This is a genomic window from Variovorax sp. Soil_C_17 (genome assembly GCF_057657265.1).
Window position 1 is genome coordinate 745,218 of the sequence record NZ_JBDGIT010000002.1, and the last position, 19,762, is coordinate 764,979.

Here is a 19,762-nt window from a genome sequence, read left to right on the forward strand (position 1 = left end):
CGTGGGCCTCCGTGGGGAAGAGATGGGATTCAGTGCGGCGTGGCCTACTCGGCCACGATGTTGCGGGCCTTGATGATCCGGGCCCACATGGCGGTCTCGTCGCGCATGTAGCCGGCGAACTCGCCGGGCTTCATGGTGGCTTCGGTCATGCCTTGCGCCTTCAGGCGCTCGCGCACCTCGGGCTGGGCGAGGAAATCCGCCGCATCCTTGGCCAGTTGCTCGGCCACGGCCGGCGGCGTGCCGGCGGGTGCGAGCAGGCCGTACCAGGAAGTGACGGCCACGCCCTGGATGCCCTGCTCCGCCAGCGTCGGGATCTCCGGCGCGGCCGGGCTGCGCCTGGCCTCGGTCACGGCCAGCGCGACCAGCTTGCCGTTCTTGATGAAGGGCAGCGTGGCGGGCAGGTTGCTGAACATCAGCGGCACCACGCCGCCCAGCACGTCGTTGAGCGCGGGCGCCGTGCCCTTGTAGGGCACGTGCAGCAGATCGACGCCGGCCTGCTGCTTGAAGAGCTCGCCGGCCAGATGCAGGCCGCTGCCCACGCCCGGCGACGCATAGGACAGCGTGCCCGGCTTGGCCTTGGCCTGGGCCACCAGGTCCTTGGCCGTCTTGATGCCGGTCGAGGGCGAGGCCACCAGCACGTTGGGCGCCTTGGCCAGCATGGTGACGGGCACGAAGTCCTTCTCGATGTCGAAGGGGAAGTTCGGCATCAGCGTCGGATTGATCGTCAGGTTGCCGGCGGGCACCACCAGCAGCGTGTGGCCGTCGCTCTTCGCGCGCTTGACCTTGTCGATGCCGATGTTGCCGGCCGCGCCCGGCATGTTCTCGACCACTGCCGCCTGGCCGTAGCGCTTGGACAGGCCTTCGGAGAGCACGCGTGCCAGGGTGTCGACGGGGCCGCCGGGCGGGAACGGCGAGACGATGGTGAAGCGGTCGCTCGAGAGCTGCTTTTCCACGGCGTTCTGCGCATTCGCCGGCGCGATGGCGGCCAGCGCCATCAAGGCGGCGCCGGCAAGGGACAACAGGGAGCTGCGTCGTTGCATGGTCGTGTGCTTCATTTCTTTTCGGTCAGGAACTTGCCTTGCGGGCCGTCGGCGTTCTTCTGCCGGCGCGTGTCGCCGTCCAGCCCGCCATCGACGGCCCATTCCGCAAACACGGTGGGACCCGGCTCGAACTCGCGGGGCTGCCAGTCGGCCGTGAGCTGGTCCTCGTCGGCGTAGTACTCGATCAGGCCGCCGGCCGGGTTCTTGAAGTACCAGAAATAGGCGGAAGACACCGGATGCCGTCCCGGGCCCAACTGGGTTTCCCAGCCGCAGCGCGAGAAGTGCAGCCCGCCGCCGAACACCTCGTGGATGTCGCGCACGGTGAAGGCCACATGGTTGAGCCCGCGCTTGCCCGAGGGCAGCTGCAGCAGGAACAGGTCGTGGTGGCCGCCATCGGGTGCGCAGCGCATGAACGCGCCGCGGTTCGGGTAGCTGTCGGAGCCCACGAAGCCGAAGCGCTGCGCATAGAAGTCGGCGGTGGCCTTCACGTCGGCGACGAAGAAGACCACGTGGCCCACCTCGATCGGCGTCGCGCGCTCGTAGACCGGCGCGGCCTGGTTGATGCGGGGCTTGGCGTTCCAGGTGTTCATCGCGCCGCACTCGACGTCGATGCTGCGCTTGCGGCTGACCTGCAGGCGGACGGCGAGGCCGTTGGGGTCGGTGCAGCCGATGCGGCGTGCGCCCTCGACATCGCCATCGACGAAGCCGGGGTCGCCGGCAATGGCGGCGGCGTAGCGCGCGAGGTCGGCCTCGCTCTCGACGCCCCACACCACTTCGAGCAGCGTCGGCCCCTCCTCCACCGCGGGCGGCAGGCCGGGCGTGCCCAGCGCGGCGACCACGACACGGCAACCATTCAGGCACTCGAACACGAGCTGGTCCGCGGTCTCCGACTTGAGCGCCAGGCCCCAGTCCGAGAAGAAGCGCCGGCAGGTCGGCAGGTCGTCCGCCGCATAAGTGATCTGATCGATTCCCAAAACGCTCATGACATGGCTCCCTTCAGTTGGCCCACGGCAGCGGCTGCGCGTTGGTTCCCCAGTACATGCTCTTCTGCTCCATGTACTGGAAGATCCCTTCGCGCCCTTTCTCGCGGCCCAGGCCGCTGTCCCGCCAGCCCCCGAAGGGGGTGGAGACCGAGAACTGCTTGTAGGTGTTGACCCAGACCGTGCCGGCCTGCACTGCGCGCCCGAGGCGCCAGGCGCGCTTGAAGTCGCGGCTCCACACGCCCGCGGCCAGCGCGTAGACGCTGTCGTTGGCCTGGGCGATCAGTTCCTCCTCGTCGTCGAAGGGCATCGCGACCAGCACCGGGCCGAACACTTCTTCCTGGCTGATCCGTGCGCTGTTCGTGAGGCCTTCGAGAATGGTGGGGGTGTAGAAGTAGCCACTGTCGAATGCCGCGCCGTGCGGGCGCACGCCGCCGGTGCGGATGTGGCCGCCCTCGGAGACGCCCAGCTCCACATAGCGCTCGATGCTCTCGCGATGCTTCGCGGTGATCAGCGGGCCCATCTGGGTCCGCTCCGAGGCCGGATCGCCGACCCGCAGCATCGCGGCCGCCTCGGCCACGCGCGTGACGAACTCGTCGTAGATGCGCCGCGCCACGAAGAGGCGCGAGCCCGCGATGCAGGACTCGCCCGAGGAGCTGAAGATGCCGTAGAGCACGCCGTTGACCGCGTGGTCCAGGTCCGCATCCTCCAGCACCATGGTGGGCGACTTGCCGCCCAGCTCCAGCGAGACCGGCATCATCTTGTCGGCGGCGATGTGGGCGATGTGCTTGCCCGTGGTCGTGCCGCCGGTGAAGGACACGCGCTTGACCAGCGGATGCTTGGTGATCGCATCGCCGATGACCGAGCCCTTGCCCGGCAGCACGCTCACCAGGCCCTTGGGCACGCCGGCGGCCTCGCAGAGACGGGCCAGTTCCAGCGCCATCAGCGGCGTGACCTCGGCCGGCTTGACGATCACCGCATTGCCGGCCGCCAGCGCCGGCGCCAGCTTCTGCGCCTCGCTCGCGATCGGCGAATTCCAAGGCGTGATGGCGGCCACCACGCCCATCGGCTCGTGCACGCTCATCGTGACGAAGGGGCCGCGCGAAGGCGTGATCGCTTCTTCCAGCGTCTCCAGCGCCGCCGCGAAGAACTGGAAGGTGGCGGCCGCGCTCGCCACCAGCGCGCGCGTCTCGTTGATCGGCTTGCCGTTGTCCAGGCGCTGCTTCTGCGCGAGCGGCTCGGCCTCCTCGCGGATCAGCTGCGCCACCCGGTGCAGCACCGCGGCGCGCTCGTGCGGCAGCTTCTGCGCCCAGCCGCTGGTGCGGAAGGCCAGGTCGGCGCGCGCGATGGCTTCGTCGACGTCTGCCACGCTGGCAGCCTTGAGGCGTGCGATGGGTTCGCCGTTCGCGGGATAGAGGCTCTCGTAGGCGTCGCCGCCGCCCAGGCGCCATTCGCCGGCCACGTTGATTGGGAGGAGTTCGGAGGAGATCATGGTGAATCAGATGGCAAGGGCCGCGGCCCGGTTGCGCAAGGCGCGAACGGCGCTGTAGACCGTCAGCGCGGAAGTCTTGGGATTGGCCGCCAGCGGCTTGTTGCGCATGCTCAGCGCGAAGCTGCCGAAAGCGCCCTCGGCCTCGACCGTGTGCACGTTCTCGTCCACCGCCGGGTCGGCGACCAGCCGCACCAGCGTGCGGTCCAGCCCGAGGCCCGCGAGCGACACGGTGGCCGCCACGTTGGCGTTTTTCGGGTACAGCGCGGCGGCCTCGCGCGCGCTGCCTTCGAAGATCACGCATTCGGCCGTGAGCGCATCGAGGTCGCGGCCCTGCTCCGCCGGCGTGCCCTTCCACGCGCGCGGCGGCTTTCGGCCGGTGTAGCGCACGCTGTCGAGCCCGCCGATGCGGGCCGCGGCCAGCGCATCGATGGCGCCGATGGCCCCGGCGATCAATTGCACCTGGGTGCCGCCGGTGATGGCCGCGATCTCGAGCTTCTCCGCCAGGCCGGGTGCAGAAAGAGCGCCCACCGAGGCCACGACGCAGGGCGTGCCGCGCCGCAGCGCCGGCAGCACGTGCTCCTCGATCGCAGCATGGCCGGCGGTCTCGACCACCAGATCGACGCCCGAGGCGGGCACGCCGGTGCAGACCTGCACGCCGGGCGCCAGCTTGTGCAGGGCCGCCTGCGTGGCGGCCACGCCTTCGGCGGTGGTGACCACGGCCACCACCGCGAGCCCCGCATCGCCCTTCAGCAGCTCGATGACCGAGCTGCCGATGGCGCCGCAACCGATGAGTGCCACGCGCAGCATCTCAGTGCCTCACTTCGCGAGCGCAGGGATCTGCGTCACGGTATTGGTCGGCGGGCCGGCGAAGGTGCTCTTGAAGCCGCCGATGGACAGCATGTCGATCTCCAGCAGGAAGGGGCCGCGTGCCGCCAGCGCCTCGTCCAGCCGGCCTTGCAGCTCGTCCAGGCGCGAGACCCGCGCATGCGGCAGCGCGATCGACTTGCACAGCAGCGCGTAGTCGGGCGTGTGCAGGTCGGCGTAGCAGCGGCGGCCGCCGTACTGCGCGTCCTGGATGTTCTTGATCACGCCGTAGCTCTTGTCGTTCATGAGCACGATCACCATCGGGGCCTCTTCCTGCACCATGCAGGCCAGCTCGCCCAGGTTGAGGATGAAGCCGCCGTCGCCGGCCAGGCAGAAGGTCTTGCGGCCCGAGCCGGTGACCGCCGCGCCGATGGCCGCGCCGATGGCCATGGGCATGCCCTGGCCGATGCCCCCGCCGGTGGCATGCACGCCTGCGCTCGGTTCGAACACGCGCAGTTCGCGGTTGCCCCAGGTGCTGTTGGAAACGGTGACGTCGCGCACCCAGTTGAAGCTGCGTCCGGCCACGGACTGGATCCGGCGCACGAGCTCCGCGTAGGGGCCGAGGCCATCGCGCAGCGTGGCGACCGCCTGGTCGTGCGCGGCGCGCAGGTCGTCGAGCAGCGCCGGATCGGCCTGGTAGTGCCGGGCTTCCAGCCGGTCGGCCAGCCCTTCGAGCGCGAGCGCGGCATCGCCGCAGACGAAGGCGTCGGTCTCGTAGCAGCGGCCTTCTGCTGCGGCATCGGCATCGATGCGGTACAGCGGGCGCGGCAGCTTCAGCTCGTACTTGAGCGTTTCGTTGCCGCGCAGGCGCGAGCCGACCACCAGCATCGCGTCGCAGCTCTGGTAGAAGGCCTCGACCGGCTTCTGGATGTTGTAGGCGCCGAGCGAACCCGGATCGTCCTCGGGCACCGTGCCGCGCCCCTGCGTGGTCGTCACGACGCCGAAGCCCAGCTTCTGCAGCCGCCTGATCGCCGCGCCGGCACGGCGCGCGCCGCCGCCGATCCACAGCATCGGGCGCTTGGCGGATGCGAGCTTCGCTGCCAGGGCATCGAGCCCGGCTGTCGAGGGCACGGCGGCCTCGATGGGCAGCGGCGAAAGATCCGCCGGCATCGTGGTCAGTGCCGACTGGATGTCGATCGGGATCTCCACGCTGACCGGGCCGGTGGGCGCGGTGAGTGCGACCTGCACCGCGCGCTTGAGCGTGCCGAGCACGTTCTCGACGCTGCGCACGCGGAAGGCGGCCTTGGAGACGGCCTTGAGCATGGTCAACTGGTCCGGCGCCTCGTGGATGTACGACATGCCCTTGTCCAGGTAGGGTGTCTCGATCTGGCCGGTGATGTGCAGCACGGGCGCGCCGGCGGTGAGCGCCTCCACCATGCTTCCGGCGATGTTGCCCGCCGCCGGGCCGGTGCTGGTCACGCACACGCCCAGGCTGGCGGTGGAGCGGGCGTAGGCGTCGGCCATGTTGCCCGCGCCGGCTTCGCCGCGCGCGGAGACGAAGCGGACCGCCCCGCGCTGCGCGAAGGCGTCGAGGATCGGCATGTTGTGGATCGAGATCACGCCGAAGGCGGCCTTGACCCCGCACTGTTCGAGGAAGGCGGCGACGACCGCGCCGACCGTGACCTGCGCGGGGTTGGATGAGTTATGCATGACGGGACAAGCCTCCAGAGATATCGATATGGCTGCCCGTCGTGTACGACGCCAAGGGCGAGGCCAGGAAAAGAATCGCGCGTGCGGCTTCGATCGGAAGCCCCAGGCGACCCAGCGGGATGTGTTTGTTGCCGGCGAGCTGCCCGCTCCAGGCGGACCAGTCCAGCGACTTGTCTTCGCGCGCCTCGAAGCGGCGGCGCCACTGGCCCGACTCGACCAGGCCGATCAGGATGCCGTTGACGCGCACGCCCTTCGGCGCGAACTCGGTGGCCATGGAGCGCACCAGGTTCAAGAGGCCCGCGCGCGCGGCCGAAGTCGCGACCATGTGCGGCTCGGGCTGGCGCGCCAGCAGCGAGTTGGCGCAGACGATGGAGGCATCGCCCACCACCGCACGCTGCGCCGCGAGCTGCGGCAGGAAGGCGCGCGTCGGATGGATGACGGAGAAGAACTTGAGGTTCAGCTCCTCGGTCCAGGCGGCGTCGTCGGTGTCGGCGAAGGTGGAGACGCGGCCCTGCCCTGCGTTGTTGATCAGCATGGAAGCCGGGCCGAGCGCGGCCTCGCTGGCCGCGGCGAAGGCTTTCACCGAGGCGGGATCGAGCACGTCGCAGGTCTGGGCGAAGAGCCTGGCTTGCGGCCGGCTCTCGCGCAGGGCGGCCACGGCGCGGTCCAGCCGCTCGGCATTGCGTCCGCACAGCGCGACGGCGGCGCCGCAGTCGAGCAGGGCTTCGACCGTCGCGAGGCCGATGCCCGACGAACCGCCGGTCACCACGGCCACGCGGCCGGCCAGCGCATCGGGGGCGAAGAAGGAAGGGGAAGTCGATGTTGCCATGTCGTTCGCCTCAGGCGCTGCGCAGCGGGACCACTTTGGCCTTGCCGGCGGGCGCGTAGTTCAGGAGGCCCGAGATCTCGTCGGCCGTGCCGCGCACGCGCTGCACCATTTCGTCCATGCGGGCCTCGTCGATGTGGCCGGAGGTGATGGTCGCGCCCAGCGCCGCCACGATGTGGCCGCCGTGGTCGCGCACCGGCGCGGCGATGGTGGAGATGTTCGACTCGAAGAAGCCCTCGCCCAACACGTAGCCGCGCTCGCGGTCGGCCTGGACCATGTCGAAGAGCTCGTTGACCGTCTTGGGCGTGCTCGGCGAGAAGGTCTCGAGCTTGTCCTCCGGGTAGAGCGCGCGCAGCTGCGGCAGCGTCAGGTCTTCGAGCAGGATGCGGCCGAGCACCGTGGCATGGGCCGGCAGGCGCGTGCCCACCGTGACCGAGCTGGCAAAGGGCGAAGGCGGCGCGACCTTGGCGACGTAGACGATGGAGCGGCCGTCGCGCACCACCAGGTTGCAGGGTGTGCGCAGCTCCTCGCACAGGCGGTTGAGCAGCGGCGTGCCCAGCTGCGTGAGCTCCAGCGAGGCCAGGTACTCGAAGCCCAGGCGCAGCACGGCCAGCCCGAGGCGGTAGTCGCGGCCGCCCTCGGCGCGCTCCAGGAAGCCCATGTTCTCCAGCGTGCTGAGCAGGCGGAACACGGTCGAGCGCGGCAGGTCGAAGCGGCGCGCCAGCTCGGGCGCGGACAAGGTGCGGCTCTCGCGGCTGAACTCGCACAGCATGCGCAGGCCGCGTTCCAGGGCCGGCACGTTGTAGCGATCGCCGCCCTCTTCCGTCAATTCGTTGCTCATGGTTCTCTCGTCGTCGTTGTGATCGATCAGTCTGCAAGGGTTTCGCGCAGCAGCGCGGCGGCTGCGGCGGGCTGCTCCACGTAGCTCGCGTGGCCGGCATCGGGCAGCAGCTCGAGCGGCACGCCGCATTGCTTCGCCACCTCGGCGCAGGCTTCGGGCGTGGTGACGACATCCAGCGCACCGCAGGCCACGCGCACCGGCATGGCGGGCGGCAGGTCGGCCAGCAGGTCGGCGCCGCACAGCAGCTCCACGGCCTGGCGGTACCCCGCCTCATGCAGGCGCGCCATGTTCCAGCGCACCCATTGGCGCGCGGTCTCGCTCGCGTGGTCCGACAGCAGCCGGCCCGAGCGCTTCGCGGCCATGCCGGCGACGCCCAGTTCCCCCAGCGTGCCCAGGCGCTCGGCGCGCACGCGGGCCTGTGCCTCTGAACGGCCCGCGGCGCCGTAGCCGGCGGCCGGGCTGATCAGCAGCAGCTTCGAGATGCGCGAGGCCGCCGGCGAGCCGGGACGCGCGGCGGACGCAGCCATCAGCGCGCCGAGCGAATGGCCGACCAGCACGCAGGACCGGATGTCCAGGGCATCGAGCAAGGCATGCAGTCGCTGCGCGTAGTCGCGTGCGGTGGGTGCCGCTGCGGCCAGCGCCGTCGATGCGCCATAGCCGGGCGCATCCCACGCGATCACCCGCGCCTCGCCTTCGAGCAGCAGCGCCGTGTCCAGCCATGAGGCCGAACCCGAGCCGATGCCGTGCAGGCACACGATCGCCGGGCCCGTGCCGCATTCGCGCACCGAGACCACGGCGCCGCCCTGCACCGGCACGCTGCGCGCCGGGAAGCGCGCATCGAGACGCGCCAGCTCGGCGGCCGGCAGGTTCGGTGCATCGATCACGGGGGTCTCGCTCATGACTTCTGCGTCCCGATCAGCGCTTGATCTTGGCGAGCGGATGGTCGGCCGGGTATGTCGGCGTGACCGGCTTCTTCGCGCCCAGCATCACGCACATCACCGCATCCTCGTCGCCGATGTTGATCTCTTCGCGGTACACGCCCGGGGGCACCGAGATGAGGTCGCGGTCGGTCAGCACCGTCTCGTAGCGCTCGCCCTCGGCCGTGGTCAGCACCACCTTGAGCTTGCCGCGCAGCAGGAAGAACACTTCTTCCACGTCGGTATGCAGGTGCGGCGGGCCTTCGTGGCCGGCCGGGATCACCATGGTCGAGAAGGTGAAGCTCTCGGCCGGAACGGTGTTGACGTCGCTCGCCACGCCGGTGCCGCCGGTGCCCACGTAGCGCATCTGCGCGCGGCGGAACTTGGGGTCCAGGTCGGCCTGGAACTTCAGCGCGTCCCAGTCGTACTTGCGCGTCGAATAGCGCGCGATGCGGCTGTTCATCCACGCCTCCAGGCTCGCGCCCTCGGGACGGCGCAGGGTCTCGCCGACCTTGCTGTCATCGAATTTCTTTTGCTCGGACAAATCGCTCATCTCAAACTCCTTGGAGGAAATCAATGCATCACGAAGCCGCCGTTGACGGCGAGCAACTGGCCCGTCACGAAGCGCGACAGGCCCGACAGGGAAAACAGCACCGCGCCGCAGACGTCCACCGCCTGCTGCTCGCGCGGGAGGGCGCGGCCCTCGAGGTATTTCTGATGGCGCGCCAACGGCACGTACTCGGTGGCCTCCACCAGCGTGAGCCCGGGCGCGACCGCGTTGACGGTGATGCCGGACTCGCCCCACTCGCGCGCCAGGGAACGGGTCATCGAGATCACCGCGCCCTTGCTCGAGGCATAGGCCAGCAGCTTGGGTGCGCCCCACAGCGCGGTGTCGGACGCGAGGTTGACGACGGCGCCGCGGCCGCCCTGCGCAAGCGCCGGCTGGCAGGCGCGGCTCATGAGCCAGGTGCCGCGCACGTTGACGTCCATCACGCGGTCCCACGTTTCGATGTCCAGCGCATGGGCATCGCGGCCGCCGGAGTTCGTGATGGCCGCGTTGTTGACCAGGCCGTCGAGGCCGCCGAGCGCTTTCACCGCAGCCGCGGCACAGGCCTCGATCGAGGCCGGATCGCACAGGTCCAGTGCCAGCGCGTGGGCCTTGAAGCCGGCCTTGCGCAAGGCCTGCGCCTCGGTCTCGGCCAGGTCCGAAAGAATGTCGGCCAGCACCACGGCCGCGCCCGCGGCGGCGATGCAACGGGCGAACGCCAGCCCGAGGCCGCGCGCGGCGCCGGTCACCAGCACGCGCCGGCCGGCGAGCAGGTTGGCCGGCAGCTCGGCCAGCAGGGCCTGCAGGCTGTCGGGATCGGGGATCGCCTTGATGTCGGTCATGCTTGCCTCAGTCCGCCTGAATGCCGAGTTCTTTGATGACCTTGCCGAAGCGCTCGAAGTCGGCCGCATTGGTCTTGGCCAGCACCTCCGGCGCGCCGCCCAGCGGCAAGGCGCCGAGCACCGCCATCTTCGACACCACGTCGGGCATCTTGAGGATCTCGTTGAAGTGGCCGTTGAGCGTCTTCACGATCTCGGGCGGCAGGCCCTTGGGCCCGAAGAGGCCGTGCCAGGCCGTCACTTCGACATTCTTGTAGCCCAGCTCGGCGAAGGTGGGCACGTTGGGCGCCAGTGGGGAGCGGGTGCGGTCCGCGACCGCGAGGGGCAGCATCTTGCCGCCTGCCAGGTGCGGCGCGATGGGGCCGTAGGTGATGTAGGTCAGGGGCACATGGCCGCCCAGCACGTCGTTGACCGCCGGGGCCACGCCCTTGTACGGCACGTGGCCGAGGTTCATGCCGGCCGCCTTGTTGACCATCTCGCCCAGGATGTGCATCGGCGAGCCGCTGCCGGGACTGGCGTACGAGAGCGCCTGGCCCTTGACGGCGTGCACGTCCTTGAAGGTCTTGAAACCGGTGCCCGCGCCCGCCACCAGGAACAGCGGCAGCGTGCCGAGCTGGACGACGGGCGTGAAGCCGCCCAGGACGTCGTAGCTCGCGCCGCCGCCGGTCTTCAGCACCAGTTGCGCGATCGAGAAGGTGCTGGGCGCCAGCAGCAGCGTGTAGCCGTCGGCCGGCGCCTTGGCCACGAAGCTGCTGCCGATCACGCCGCTGGCGCCGGGGCGGTTGTCGACCACCACCGGCTGGCCGATTCGCGTGGACAGCTTCTCGGCGAACAGGCGCGCGAGCGCGTCGGTGTCGCCGCCGGCCGGGTAGGCGACCACGAGCGTGATCGGCTTGGCCGGATAGCCTTGCGCCCAGATCGGAGCGGCAGTGGCGGCGGCGGCAATGGAAACGGCCAGCGCGAGCGCCTGGCGACGGGTGGGCTTCATCATCGTGGTTTCGATCCGTGATCTTGGTGGTAGACTTCATTTTGTTCCACTAATAAAACATTGATTTATTAATGGAACGGACAGACGAAGAATAATCCCGAAGTGCTCAGGTTGTCTAGGCATAAACCCTTGGTTCGAGCGCGGTGACGACCTGGTGCGCTCGTCCATCGACCTCGCGGTGCGCAGCGCCACGCCCAAGCCCGGCATCGGCACGGTCGACGCCCTCGAGCGCACGCGGCTCGCGGCGCCCTCGATCGCCTACTCGGCCAGCGCCGGCGGCACCTGCTGCGAGACCGAGCTGCTCAAGAAGCTGGGCATCGAGGAGCAGGTGAAGCGCAAGAGCCGGCGCATCCAGCAACTGCAGCCGCATCAACCTCGTCGGCAAGCCGGGACAGCGCCCCTGCCCGCCCGGCAACGCGCCCTGCGATCCGTTGGGCTGGCAGTTCTACGACAGCAACGCGACGAGCTACTTCATCGGGCAGGACGGGTGGCTGATCGTCACGCAGGGCAGGAAGACCGTACTGCGCGAGCGCGGCAACCGGCGCAACCGAGGGGCCCGCGCGGCCGCTCCCTGAACGTCAGGCAGCATCGATGCCGGCGCGCAGCGCCGCGGCGAGGATCGCCTGGCGCAATGCGTCGTTGCGTACCAGCGGCCCGCCGATGCGCGTTCCGGAAAGAACGCCCTTCACCCGATCGCCGAAGAGCAGCATCGCCCTGTCGCGATCGCGCTGGCGCGACATCCACACCAGGCCATCGGCATGCTTGCATTCGCGGTGCAGCGCCTCGGCCCATCGGGCGGTGTCCACGTAGTCGCGCGCCGGGCTGGCGACGAGCTCCTCCTTGGGGACCTTGAGCCGGTGCAGCCCCTCGCTCGTGAGGTCCACGAGCAGGAGTTCGCGGCTGGCCACGAGCTGGCCATGGCCGCGTTGCGCGAAAGTGTCGAGGTCCACGAACTTGTCGGGTGCGTCGATCGGCACGTCGTGGAAGACGGTCTCGAAGATCGCGCAGTCCAGGGTCGCACCGGCGTACAGATAGGGCACGACCCGGTTCCTGGCATCACGGATGGGCGCAAATCGCGTGGGTTTGCGCAAGGCGCCGGCGCCATCGACGCCGGGGTTGAAGCTCTCGGGCGCGAAGGCCGTGTCGTGGATGACGTGGATCGGCGCACCCGCCGGCCAGCGATCGAAAAGCGGGTCGAAAGGCGGTGCCGGCGCGCGGCAACTCAAGCCGCGACCTCTTGCGCATCGCGCTGCGCCGCCTCGATCACGGCCTGCGGGTCCGATGCCAGCAGGTCGACCGGCCGCGCGCTACCGGGCAACCAGCCATTGTTCGAGGTGAACCACAAAGCGAGCTTCCAGGGCGCCCGGCGATCGCCGAAGGCTTCGAGCACGGCCTGGACCGCCTTGATCGGCTTGTGGTCCTCGAACTGGAAAGCGGGATAGACATCGCGCTCGCGCGCGCTCTTGTCCGGATGCGGCACGGCGAAGACCTGGCGGCGCTTGCGCCAGTTGTCCACCAAGGCAGTGCGGCTGCTGGCCTGCGAGCGGTTGGCGTCGGCCAGTTGCTCGGCCGTGAAATGCCCGAACTCGTTCAGCACGCGGGCATGCCGCTTGGCGAGCCGCTGGGCCATGTCGCGGTCGATCGCGCTCGGCAGCACCATCTGCCCCGCCATGAAGTCGACCACGGCCTCGATGCGGCGCTCGCGGGCCTGGGCGGTTTTCTCGAGCAGCGCGCGCTCCAGCATGGGAAGGGAGGCCAACAGCACCTTCGAGATCGCCTCGTCCTTGATCTCCAGCAGGAACTTGCGCGCGCCGCCCTTGCGAGCCGCGCGCGCAGGGGTATAGGGCTCCAGCGACAACAGGTCGCCCTGCTGCAATCTGGCGGTGAGGTCGGAACTGCTCATCATCGACGCCTTGGTTGATCTGTTTGATCTCATTCTACAAGCTCCCATCAAATGGATCAAAACAGCCAGCCGAGGCGGGCTGCGGGGTGCTCAGGCGTAGCGCTCGAGACCCAGGCCTTCCATGTCGATCTCGGGCGAACGGCCCCCGATGAGATCGACCATGACCCTGCCCGTCCCTGCCGCCATGGTCCAGCCCAGCGTGCCGTGGCCGGTCGCGAGCAGCAGCTTGGGGACGGGCGTCGCGCCGAGCAGCGGCGTGCCGTCGGGCGTCATGGGCCGCAGGCCGGTCCAGAACTCCGCCCCTTCGACGCTGCCGCTCCCCGGGAACAGATCGGTGACGACGTGCTCGAGCGTGTCGCGGCGGCGGTCGTTGAGGCGCAGGTCGTAGCCCGACAGCTGCGCCGTGCCGCCCACGCGGATGCGCTCGCCCAGGCGCGTCACCGCGACCTTGAAGGTCTCGTCCATCACGGTGGACTCGGGCGCCATCGCGGCATCGGTGATCGGCACGGTGATCGAGAAGCCCTTGACGGGGTACACCGGCAGGCGGATGCCCAGCGGCTTCACGAGCCGCGGCGAATAGCTGCCCAGCGCCAGCACGTAGCGATCGGCGCGGAAGGGGCCGACATCGGTATGGACCGCGGCCACGCCCTCGGCATCGCGCGCGATGTCGGTGATGGTCACGCCGAAGCGGAAGCGCACGCCCGCGGCCTCGGCCAGCTTCGCCAGCCCCTGCGTGAACTTGAAGCAGTCGCCGGTCTCGTCGCCCGGCAGGCGCAGGCCGCCCACGAACTTGTGCCGCACGGCGGCCAGCGCCGGCTCGTACCGCACGCAGCCCTCGCGGTCCAGCAGCTGGTAGGGCACGCCATAGGCCTTGAGGATCTCGATGTCCTTGCCGGTGCCGTCGAGCTGCTTCTGCGTGCGGAACAGCTGCAGCGTGCCCAGCGAACGCTCGTCGTAGCGGATGCCGGTGTCGGCACGCAGCTGCTGCAGGCAATCGCGGCTGTACTCGGCCAGCCGCACCATGCGGCTCTTGTTGATCTCGTAGCGCGCCTGCGTGCAGTTGCAGAGCATCGCGATGCCCCAGCGCCACATGTCGGGATCGAACATGGGCCGGATCACCAGCGGGCTGTGGCGCATCAGCAGCCACTTGACGGCCTTCATCGGCACGCCGGGCCCGGCCCAGGGCGCCGAATAGCCGGGAGAGACCTCGCCGGCATTGGCGTAGCTGGTCTCGAGCGCCGGCGCGTCCCGGCGGTCGAGCACCGTGACCTCGTGGCCGGCCTTGCCGAGGTAGTACGCCACCGTGGTGCCGATGACGCCGCTGCCGAGGATCAGGACATGCATGCCGCTCCTTCGAGAATCGCGCGCTTCATTGCAAGCCCAGCGCCGCCAGCATCTCCTGCGCCGAGAGCGCGTGCGGGCGATCCGGCCAGGCTTCCACCAGCTCCACCATCTTCGCGCTCAAGGGGGCGCGCGCGCCATTGGAGCGCGCCAGCCGCACCACCTCGCCGCACAGCGCGTCGATCTCGGTGCGGCGGCCCAGCGCCAGATCGTCCGCCATGCTGGAGCGCGCCTTGTCGTCCATGCGCAGCATGCGCGCTGCGATCACGCGGAACAGCGGGTCCGGCAGCCGCAGGATCAGGGGCATGCGGCGCGGCGGCACGGCCGCCAGCTGCGCCGGCTTGATGTGGGCCCATGACAGCGCCTCCAGCGCCTCGTCCATGAGGGCTGCGAGGCAGCGGCGATAGCCGCGGTCCATCAGCTGCTGGCGCAGCGGCAGTCCGGACAGCGCATTGACCGGGTTGTTGAGGTTGAGCAGCAGCTTGCCCCACTGCACCGGCAGCATGTTCTTATGCGTGTCGATCGGCACTCCTGCGCGCTCGAACACGGCCAGCCAGGGCCGCAGCACCGGGTCGTCCCGCACCGCCAGGCGGCCGGTGGTGCCGCGATGGAAGGCGCCCGGACCGATTTCCGCGACGTTGTACGGCACCATGCCCGCCAGCACCTGCAGCGTCGGCGCGACGTGCGCCGCGGTGCCGGCATTCGACACGCCGTTCTGCAGCGAGACCACCGGCGTGCGCGCCGGCAGCGCCGCGCCGAGCTCGGCCGCAGCTTGCGCAGTGGCATTGCTCTTCACGGTCAGCAGCACCAGGCCGGGCCGCACGCCGGGCGGGATCCGCTCGGCCACCTGCAGCGTGCCGGGCGGCATGTAGCGCTCGCCGTCGTCGAGGTCGCTGAGCCGCAGCCCGTGGCGCTCGAGCGCCTCGAGCACGCGCGGGCGGCCGACGAAGAGCACCCGCACGCCCTCGGAAGCCAGGTTGCCGCCGATGTAGCAGCCGATGGCGCCCGCGCCCATCACCAGCACGTCGACCGGCAGGACCTCTTCAGCCATGGTTCTCGGCGGCGGGCCGCGTGCCGTACCGCGCTTGGAATTCGCCGGGTGGGGCGTGCGCGGACGCCAGGGCGGCGCCCGCGCCCAGCGCGGCGGCGAAGATCAGCAATGACCGGAAAGCCCCTTCCATCCGCGCGACTATGGCACGGACCGGCACGCCTGGGCAGGGTGTCAGACCCGCTGGGCGACCCAGTCCTGCACCGAGTCGAGCGCCTTGGCCAGCCCGGCCGCATCCGTGCCGCCGGCCATCGCCAGGTCGGGCTTGCCGCCGCCCTTGCCGCCCACCTGCTGGGCGACGAAATTGACCAGCTCGCCGGCCTTGAGCTTGCCCATGCTGTCGGCCGTCACGCCGGCCGCCAGCTGGACCTTGGCGCCGTCGACCGCCGCCAGCACGATGGCCGCGGTCTTGAGCTTGTCCTTGAGTTTGTCCATGGTCTCGCGCAGCGTCTTGGCGTCGGCGCCGTCCAGCTTGGCGGCCAGCACCTTGATGCCCTTGACCTCCACCGCCTGGGCCAGCAGCTCGTCGCCCTTGGACGAGGCCAGCTTGCCCTTGAGCGCACCGACCTCGCGCTCCAGCGCGCGCACCTGCTCCAGCACCTGCACGAGGCGCGGCTGCACCTCGGGCACGGGGGTCTTGAGCGTGGCGGCCACGCTGTTCACCGTGGCCTCGAGCGCCTGAAGGTAGGCCAGCGCGTTGGCGCCGGTCACCGCCTCGATGCGGCGCACGCCGGCGGCCACGCCGCCCTCGCTCACGATCTTGAAGAGGCCGATGTCGCCGGTGCGCGCCACGTGGGTGCCGCCGCACAGTTCGCGGCTGGAGCCGATGTCGAGCACGCGCACGGTCTCGCCGTACTTCTCGCCGAACAGCATCACGGCGCCGGTCTTCTGGGCCGACTCCATGTCCATCAGGCGCGCCTGCGTGGCCTGGTTGGCCAGGATCTCGGCATTGACGCGACGCTCGATCTCGAGCACTTGCGCCGGCGTCACGGGCGCGTTGTGCGCGAAGTCGAAGCGCGTCTTGTCGGCGTCGACCAGCGAGCCCTTCTGCTGCACATGCGTGCCCAGCACCTCGCGCAGGGCCTTGTGCATCAGGTGCGTCACGCTGTGGTTGCGCATGGTGGCCGCACGCAGCGCCGTGTCGACGCGCGCGGTGACGGTGTCGCCCACCTTGAGCGTGCCCTGCGTCTGCGTGCCATGGTGGCCATAGACGTCGGCCTTGATCTTCTGCGTGTCGTCGATGCCGAACTGCAGGCCCTCGGCCACCAGCACGCCCTGGTCGCCGACCTGGCCGCCGCTCTCGGCGTAGAAGGGCGTGGTGTCGAGCACCACGATGCCGGGCTGGCCTTCCTCGAGTTCCTGCACCGGCGCGCCTTCGAAGTACAGCGCCAGCACGCGGGCCTGTTCCTCGAGGTGCTCGTAGCCGGTGAAGGCGCTGGCCGCGCCTGCGTAGTCCACGGCGCGGTCCATCTTGAACTTGCCGGCGGCGCGGCCGGCGGCCTTCTGCTTTTCCATCGCGGCATCGAAGCCCGCGGCATCGACTTCCACGCCGCGCTCGCGGCAGACGTCGGCCGAGAGGTCGAGCGGGAAGCCGTAGGTGTCGTGCAGCTTGAAGGCCACCTCCCCCGGCAGCACCTTGGCACCGCCGGCCAGGGCCGCATCGAGGATCTCCATGCCGTTGGCGAGCGTCTCGAAGAAGCGCTCCTCCTCGGCCTTCAGCGTCTCGGTGATGCGCTGCTCGTCGGCCACCAGCTTGGGGTAGGCCACGCCCATCAGCGCGACCAGGTCGGGCACCAGCTTGTGGAAGAAGGGCTTCTTCTGCCCCAGCTTGTAGCCGTGGCGGATGGCGCGGCGCACGATGCGGCGCTGCACGTAGCCGCGGCCCTCGTTGGAGGGAATCACGCCGTCGGCCACCAGGAAGGCGGTGGCGCGGATGTGGTCGGCGATCACGCGCAGGCTCTTGTTGTCCAGGTCGCGCTCGCCGGTCTCGCGCGAGGCGGCTTTGATGAGCCGGTCGAACAGATCGATCTCGTAATTGCTGTGCACATGCTGCAGGATCGCGGCCAGGCGCTCCAGGCCCATGCCGGTGTCGACGCAGGGCGCGGGCAGCGGCTTCACGCTGCCGTCGGGCTGCATGTCGAACTGCATGAACACGTTGTTCCAGATCTCGATGTAGCGGTCGCCGTCTTCATCGGGCGAGCCGGGCGGGCCGCCGGCGATTCCGGGGCCGTGGTCGTAGAAGATCTCGGAGCACGGCCCGCAGGGGCCGGTGTCGGCCATCATCCAGAAGTTGTCGGACATGTAGCGCCCGCCCTTGTTGTCGCCGATGCGCACCACGCGCTCGGGCGGCAGGCCGATGACCTTGGTCCAGATGTCGTAGGCCTCGTCGTCCTCCTGGTAGACGGTGGCCCAGAGGCGTTCGGCCGGCAGCTTGTAGACCTGCGTCAGCAGCTCGAAGGCCCAGCTGAGCGACTCGCGCTTGAAGTAGTCGCCGAAGCTCCAGTTGCCCAGCATCTCGAAGAAGGTGTGGTGGCGCGCGGTGTAGCCCACGTTCTCCAGGTCGTTGTGCTTGCCGCCGGCACGCAGGCAGGCCTGCACGGAGGCGGCGCGCACGTAGGGGCGCTTGTCGGTGCCGAGGAACACGTCCTTGAACTGCACCATGCCGGAGTTGGTGAACATCAGGGTCGGGTCGTTGCCCGGCACCAGCGAGCTCGACGGCACCACGGTGTGACCCTTGGAGGCGAAGAAATCGAGGAAGGACTTGCGGATGTCCGCGACGCTGAAGGTGGGCTGGCTCATCTTTGGATTGGAGTGCTGAGAGAGGCGGCCGGCTGCGGGCAGCCCTGCATCGAACCCACCTGACTACTTGATCTGCTGAGCCGTCGATTATAGGTTTGGCCCTGCCCTCGCCGCCCCCGCGGCCATGCGAAGCGCCTTTGCCGAAAAGCCGCGCCCATGCGACCCTTGCGCCCATGACCCCGCGCCTGCTCGCCGACGCCGTGCTCCTGCTGCACGGGCTCTTCATCGTCTTCGTCGTCGTGGGCGGCGCGCTGGTGTGGCGCTGGCCGCGCGTGGCCTGGCTGCACCTGCCGGCCGTCGCCTGGGCGGCGTGGATTTCCTGGGCGGGCGGGGTCTGTCCACTGACGCCGCTGGAAAACACGCTGCGCCGCGAAGCGGGCCAGGCCGGCTACGAGGGCGGCTTCGTCCAGCACTACCTGCCCGGCCTGATCTATCCCGAGGGCTTCACGCGCGAGCTGGAGATCGGCGTGGGCGTCTTCGTCACGCTGCTGAACGTGGGCGTTTATGCGCTGCTGGTGCGGCGGCGGCGACATCGCCATGGCTGATGAGACAAATCTCTTGTCATGAGATTTTTGTCTCATTATGATGACAGCACGCCAGCTCCTAGGAGATCGCCATGGCCCTGACCCGCAGCGAGATGGATCGCAAGCTCGACGAGCACTTCGGCTTCGAAGCCCAGGACAACGTGGAGGGCGTGCTGGCCACGCTCGCCCCCGACGTGGAGCACGACGTGGTCGGCTGGCCCGGCGGCCCGGTCCGCGGCCGCGATGCCGCGCGCCCTTTCTACGAGGCGCTGTTTGCCGACCTGTCGGAAGGAAAGGTCCAGTCCTTGCGCCGCCTCTACGGCGACAACTTCATGGTTGACGACTCGCTGTGGACCGGCAAGGCGCCGGGCCGTCCCTTCGGCCTCGAAGGCCGCGACCGCCCGCTCGCCTTCCGCCTGCTGCACGTCATCGAGTTCGCGGACAGCGGCGAGATCCGCAGGGAGAACGTCTGGGTCGACATGGGCGCGATCCTGCAGCAGTTGCCGCCGGCGGCGTGAGCATGGCAGGACCACGGGGCCGCCCCCGGCAGAAGCAGCGCACGCGCAAGGCTTTGCTCGAGGCCGCCGCGCAACTGACCCTGCAGGGGCGCCGCCCGACGCTGGAGGCGATCGCCGAACAGGCGCTGGTATCGCGTGCCACCGCCTACCGGTACTTCCCGAACGCGGAAGCGCTGCACCTGGAAGCGTCGATCGACATCGAGACGCCGCTCGCCCAGGACGCGCTGCGCGGCGCGCCGGCCGACGACGTCGTCGCGCGCCTTGAGCACGTGGACGATGCCTTGCACACCATGATCGCGGCCAACGAGGCGCCCCTTCGCATGATGCTGGCGCAGTCGCTGGAGCGAAGCGCGCGCGGCGAGATCGATGCGCAGCTGCCTGCCCGCCAGAACCGCCGCACGCCATTGATCGAAGCCGCGCTGGACCCGGCCCGCGCCCGCTTCAAGCCGGCGGCGCTGAAGCGCCTCAAGCAGGCGCTCGCGCTCGTGGTCGGGCCGGAAGCGATGGTCGTCTTCAAGGATGTGCTTCGACTCGGCGATGCCGAGGCACGCAGGACCCGGCGCTGGGCCATCCGTGCGCTCGTCGAGGCTGCGGCGCCGGACGGCCCGGCTCGCCGCACCGGCGCGAAGAAGTGATTCAGCCCTC

Annotated in this window: 20 protein-coding genes; 4 read left to right on the forward strand and 16 right to left on the reverse strand. The window is 69.8% G+C overall.

From position 1 onward, the window contains the following. Window positions 1-44: 44 nt before the first annotated feature. From AC3A6Y_RS12065 to AC3A6Y_RS12115, 11 genes are read right to left on the reverse strand one after another with little or no spacing between them, the layout of a single operon-like run. Window positions 45-1,040, reverse strand: a complete 996-nt coding sequence (locus AC3A6Y_RS12065) for a Bug family tripartite tricarboxylate transporter substrate binding protein (protein WP_487868461.1) — start codon at window positions 1,038-1,040, stop codon at window positions 45-47. An 11-nt stretch (window positions 1,041-1,051) separates the two neighbouring features. Continuing rightward, the gene (locus tag AC3A6Y_RS12070) at window positions 1,052-2,023 is read right to left on the reverse strand and encodes a VOC family protein (RefSeq protein WP_487868462.1); all 972 of its coding nucleotides are present in this window, start codon (window positions 2,021-2,023) and stop codon (window positions 1,052-1,054) included. Window positions 2,024-2,036: 13 nt separating this feature from the next. Further along, entirely contained in the window at window positions 2,037-3,512 is a 1,476-nt protein-coding gene (locus tag AC3A6Y_RS12075; protein WP_487868463.1) for an aldehyde dehydrogenase, read from the reverse strand. Between the two features lie 6 nt (window positions 3,513-3,518). Next, window positions 3,519-4,319: an aspartate dehydrogenase gene (locus tag AC3A6Y_RS12080; protein WP_487868464.1), complete on the reverse strand. Its 801-nt coding sequence runs from the start codon at window positions 4,317-4,319 to the stop codon at window positions 3,519-3,521. A gap of 9 nt (window positions 4,320-4,328) precedes the next feature. Beyond that, window positions 4,329-6,026, reverse strand: coding sequence for a thiamine pyrophosphate-binding protein (locus AC3A6Y_RS12085; protein ID WP_487868465.1), 1,698 nt, complete (start codon window positions 6,024-6,026; stop codon window positions 4,329-4,331). Then, window positions 6,019-6,855, reverse strand: coding sequence for an SDR family oxidoreductase (locus AC3A6Y_RS12090; RefSeq protein ID WP_487868466.1), 837 nt, complete (start codon window positions 6,853-6,855; stop codon window positions 6,019-6,021). Before AC3A6Y_RS12090 ends, AC3A6Y_RS12085 begins: the two co-directional genes overlap by 8 nt. Before the next feature lie 10 nt (window positions 6,856-6,865). Continuing rightward, complete coding sequence (locus tag AC3A6Y_RS12095; RefSeq protein ID WP_487868467.1) at window positions 6,866-7,693, reverse strand: IclR family transcriptional regulator; 828 nt, start codon at window positions 7,691-7,693, stop codon at window positions 6,866-6,868. Window positions 7,694-7,719: 26 nt separating this feature from the next. After that, the gene (locus tag AC3A6Y_RS12100) at window positions 7,720-8,592 is read right to left on the reverse strand and encodes an alpha/beta fold hydrolase (RefSeq protein ID WP_487868468.1); all 873 of its coding nucleotides are present in this window, start codon (window positions 8,590-8,592) and stop codon (window positions 7,720-7,722) included. 16 nt (window positions 8,593-8,608) lie between these two features. After that, window positions 8,609-9,163: a cupin domain-containing protein gene (locus AC3A6Y_RS12105; protein WP_487868469.1), complete on the reverse strand. Its 555-nt coding sequence runs from the start codon at window positions 9,161-9,163 to the stop codon at window positions 8,609-8,611. Between the two features lie 20 nt (window positions 9,164-9,183). Continuing rightward, window positions 9,184-9,999 carry an SDR family oxidoreductase gene (locus AC3A6Y_RS12110; RefSeq protein ID WP_487868470.1) on the reverse strand — a complete coding sequence of 272 codons (816 nt, stop codon included), beginning with the start codon at window positions 9,997-9,999 and terminating at the stop codon, window positions 9,184-9,186. Between the two features lie 7 nt (window positions 10,000-10,006). After that, entirely contained in the window at window positions 10,007-10,984 is a 978-nt protein-coding gene (locus AC3A6Y_RS12115) for a Bug family tripartite tricarboxylate transporter substrate binding protein (protein ID WP_487868471.1), read from the reverse strand. Between the two features lie 431 nt (window positions 10,985-11,415). Here AC3A6Y_RS12115 and AC3A6Y_RS12120 point away from each other — a divergent pair, with 431 nt between their 5' ends. Continuing rightward, window positions 11,416-11,559 (forward strand): hypothetical protein, encoded by a 144-nt coding sequence (locus AC3A6Y_RS12120; protein WP_487868472.1) that lies wholly within the window; start codon window positions 11,416-11,418, stop codon window positions 11,557-11,559. A gap of 3 nt (window positions 11,560-11,562) precedes the next feature. Here the strand turns inward: AC3A6Y_RS12120 and AC3A6Y_RS12125 are convergent, their stop codons facing one another. The 5 genes from AC3A6Y_RS12125 to alaS all read right to left on the reverse strand — a co-directional run bounded on the left by AC3A6Y_RS12125 (window position 11,563) and on the right by alaS (window position 18,075). Continuing rightward, window positions 11,563-12,210, reverse strand: coding sequence for an RES family NAD+ phosphorylase (locus tag AC3A6Y_RS12125; protein ID WP_487868473.1), 648 nt, complete (start codon window positions 12,208-12,210; stop codon window positions 11,563-11,565). Then, on the reverse strand, window positions 12,207-12,887 hold the full coding sequence (locus AC3A6Y_RS12130) for a hypothetical protein (protein WP_487868474.1): 681 nt from the start codon (window positions 12,885-12,887) through the stop codon (window positions 12,207-12,209). The genes AC3A6Y_RS12125 and AC3A6Y_RS12130 overlap by 4 nt, the downstream gene beginning before the upstream one ends. A 90-nt stretch (window positions 12,888-12,977) precedes the next feature. After that, window positions 12,978-14,231 carry a D-amino acid dehydrogenase gene (locus AC3A6Y_RS12135; protein ID WP_487868475.1) on the reverse strand — a complete coding sequence of 418 codons (1,254 nt, stop codon included), beginning with the start codon at window positions 14,229-14,231 and terminating at the stop codon, window positions 12,978-12,980. 25 nt (window positions 14,232-14,256) lie between these two features. Further along, the gene (locus AC3A6Y_RS12140) at window positions 14,257-15,279 is read right to left on the reverse strand and encodes a 2-dehydropantoate 2-reductase (RefSeq protein ID WP_487868476.1); all 1,023 of its coding nucleotides are present in this window, start codon (window positions 15,277-15,279) and stop codon (window positions 14,257-14,259) included. A 171-nt stretch (window positions 15,280-15,450) separates the two neighbouring features. Then, window positions 15,451-18,075, reverse strand: coding sequence for an alanine--tRNA ligase (gene alaS, locus AC3A6Y_RS12145; RefSeq protein ID WP_487868477.1), 2,625 nt, complete (start codon window positions 18,073-18,075; stop codon window positions 15,451-15,453). Window positions 18,076-18,248: 173 nt separating this feature from the next. Here alaS and AC3A6Y_RS12150 point away from each other — a divergent pair, with 173 nt between their 5' ends. The 3 genes from AC3A6Y_RS12150 (at window position 18,249) to AC3A6Y_RS12160 (ending at window position 19,752) form a co-directional block, all read left to right on the forward strand. Continuing rightward, on the forward strand, window positions 18,249-18,620 hold the full coding sequence (locus AC3A6Y_RS12150; protein ID WP_487868478.1) for a DUF2784 domain-containing protein: 372 nt from the start codon (window positions 18,249-18,251) through the stop codon (window positions 18,618-18,620). A gap of 71 nt (window positions 18,621-18,691) precedes the next feature. Next, a complete protein-coding gene (locus tag AC3A6Y_RS12155; RefSeq protein WP_487868479.1) occupies window positions 18,692-19,117 on the forward strand; it encodes an ester cyclase in 426 nt (141 codons plus the stop codon). 53 nt (window positions 19,118-19,170) lie between these two features. Next, window positions 19,171-19,752, forward strand: a complete 582-nt coding sequence (locus AC3A6Y_RS12160; protein ID WP_487868480.1) for a TetR/AcrR family transcriptional regulator — start codon at window positions 19,171-19,173, stop codon at window positions 19,750-19,752. Window positions 19,753-19,762 lie beyond the last annotated feature (10 nt).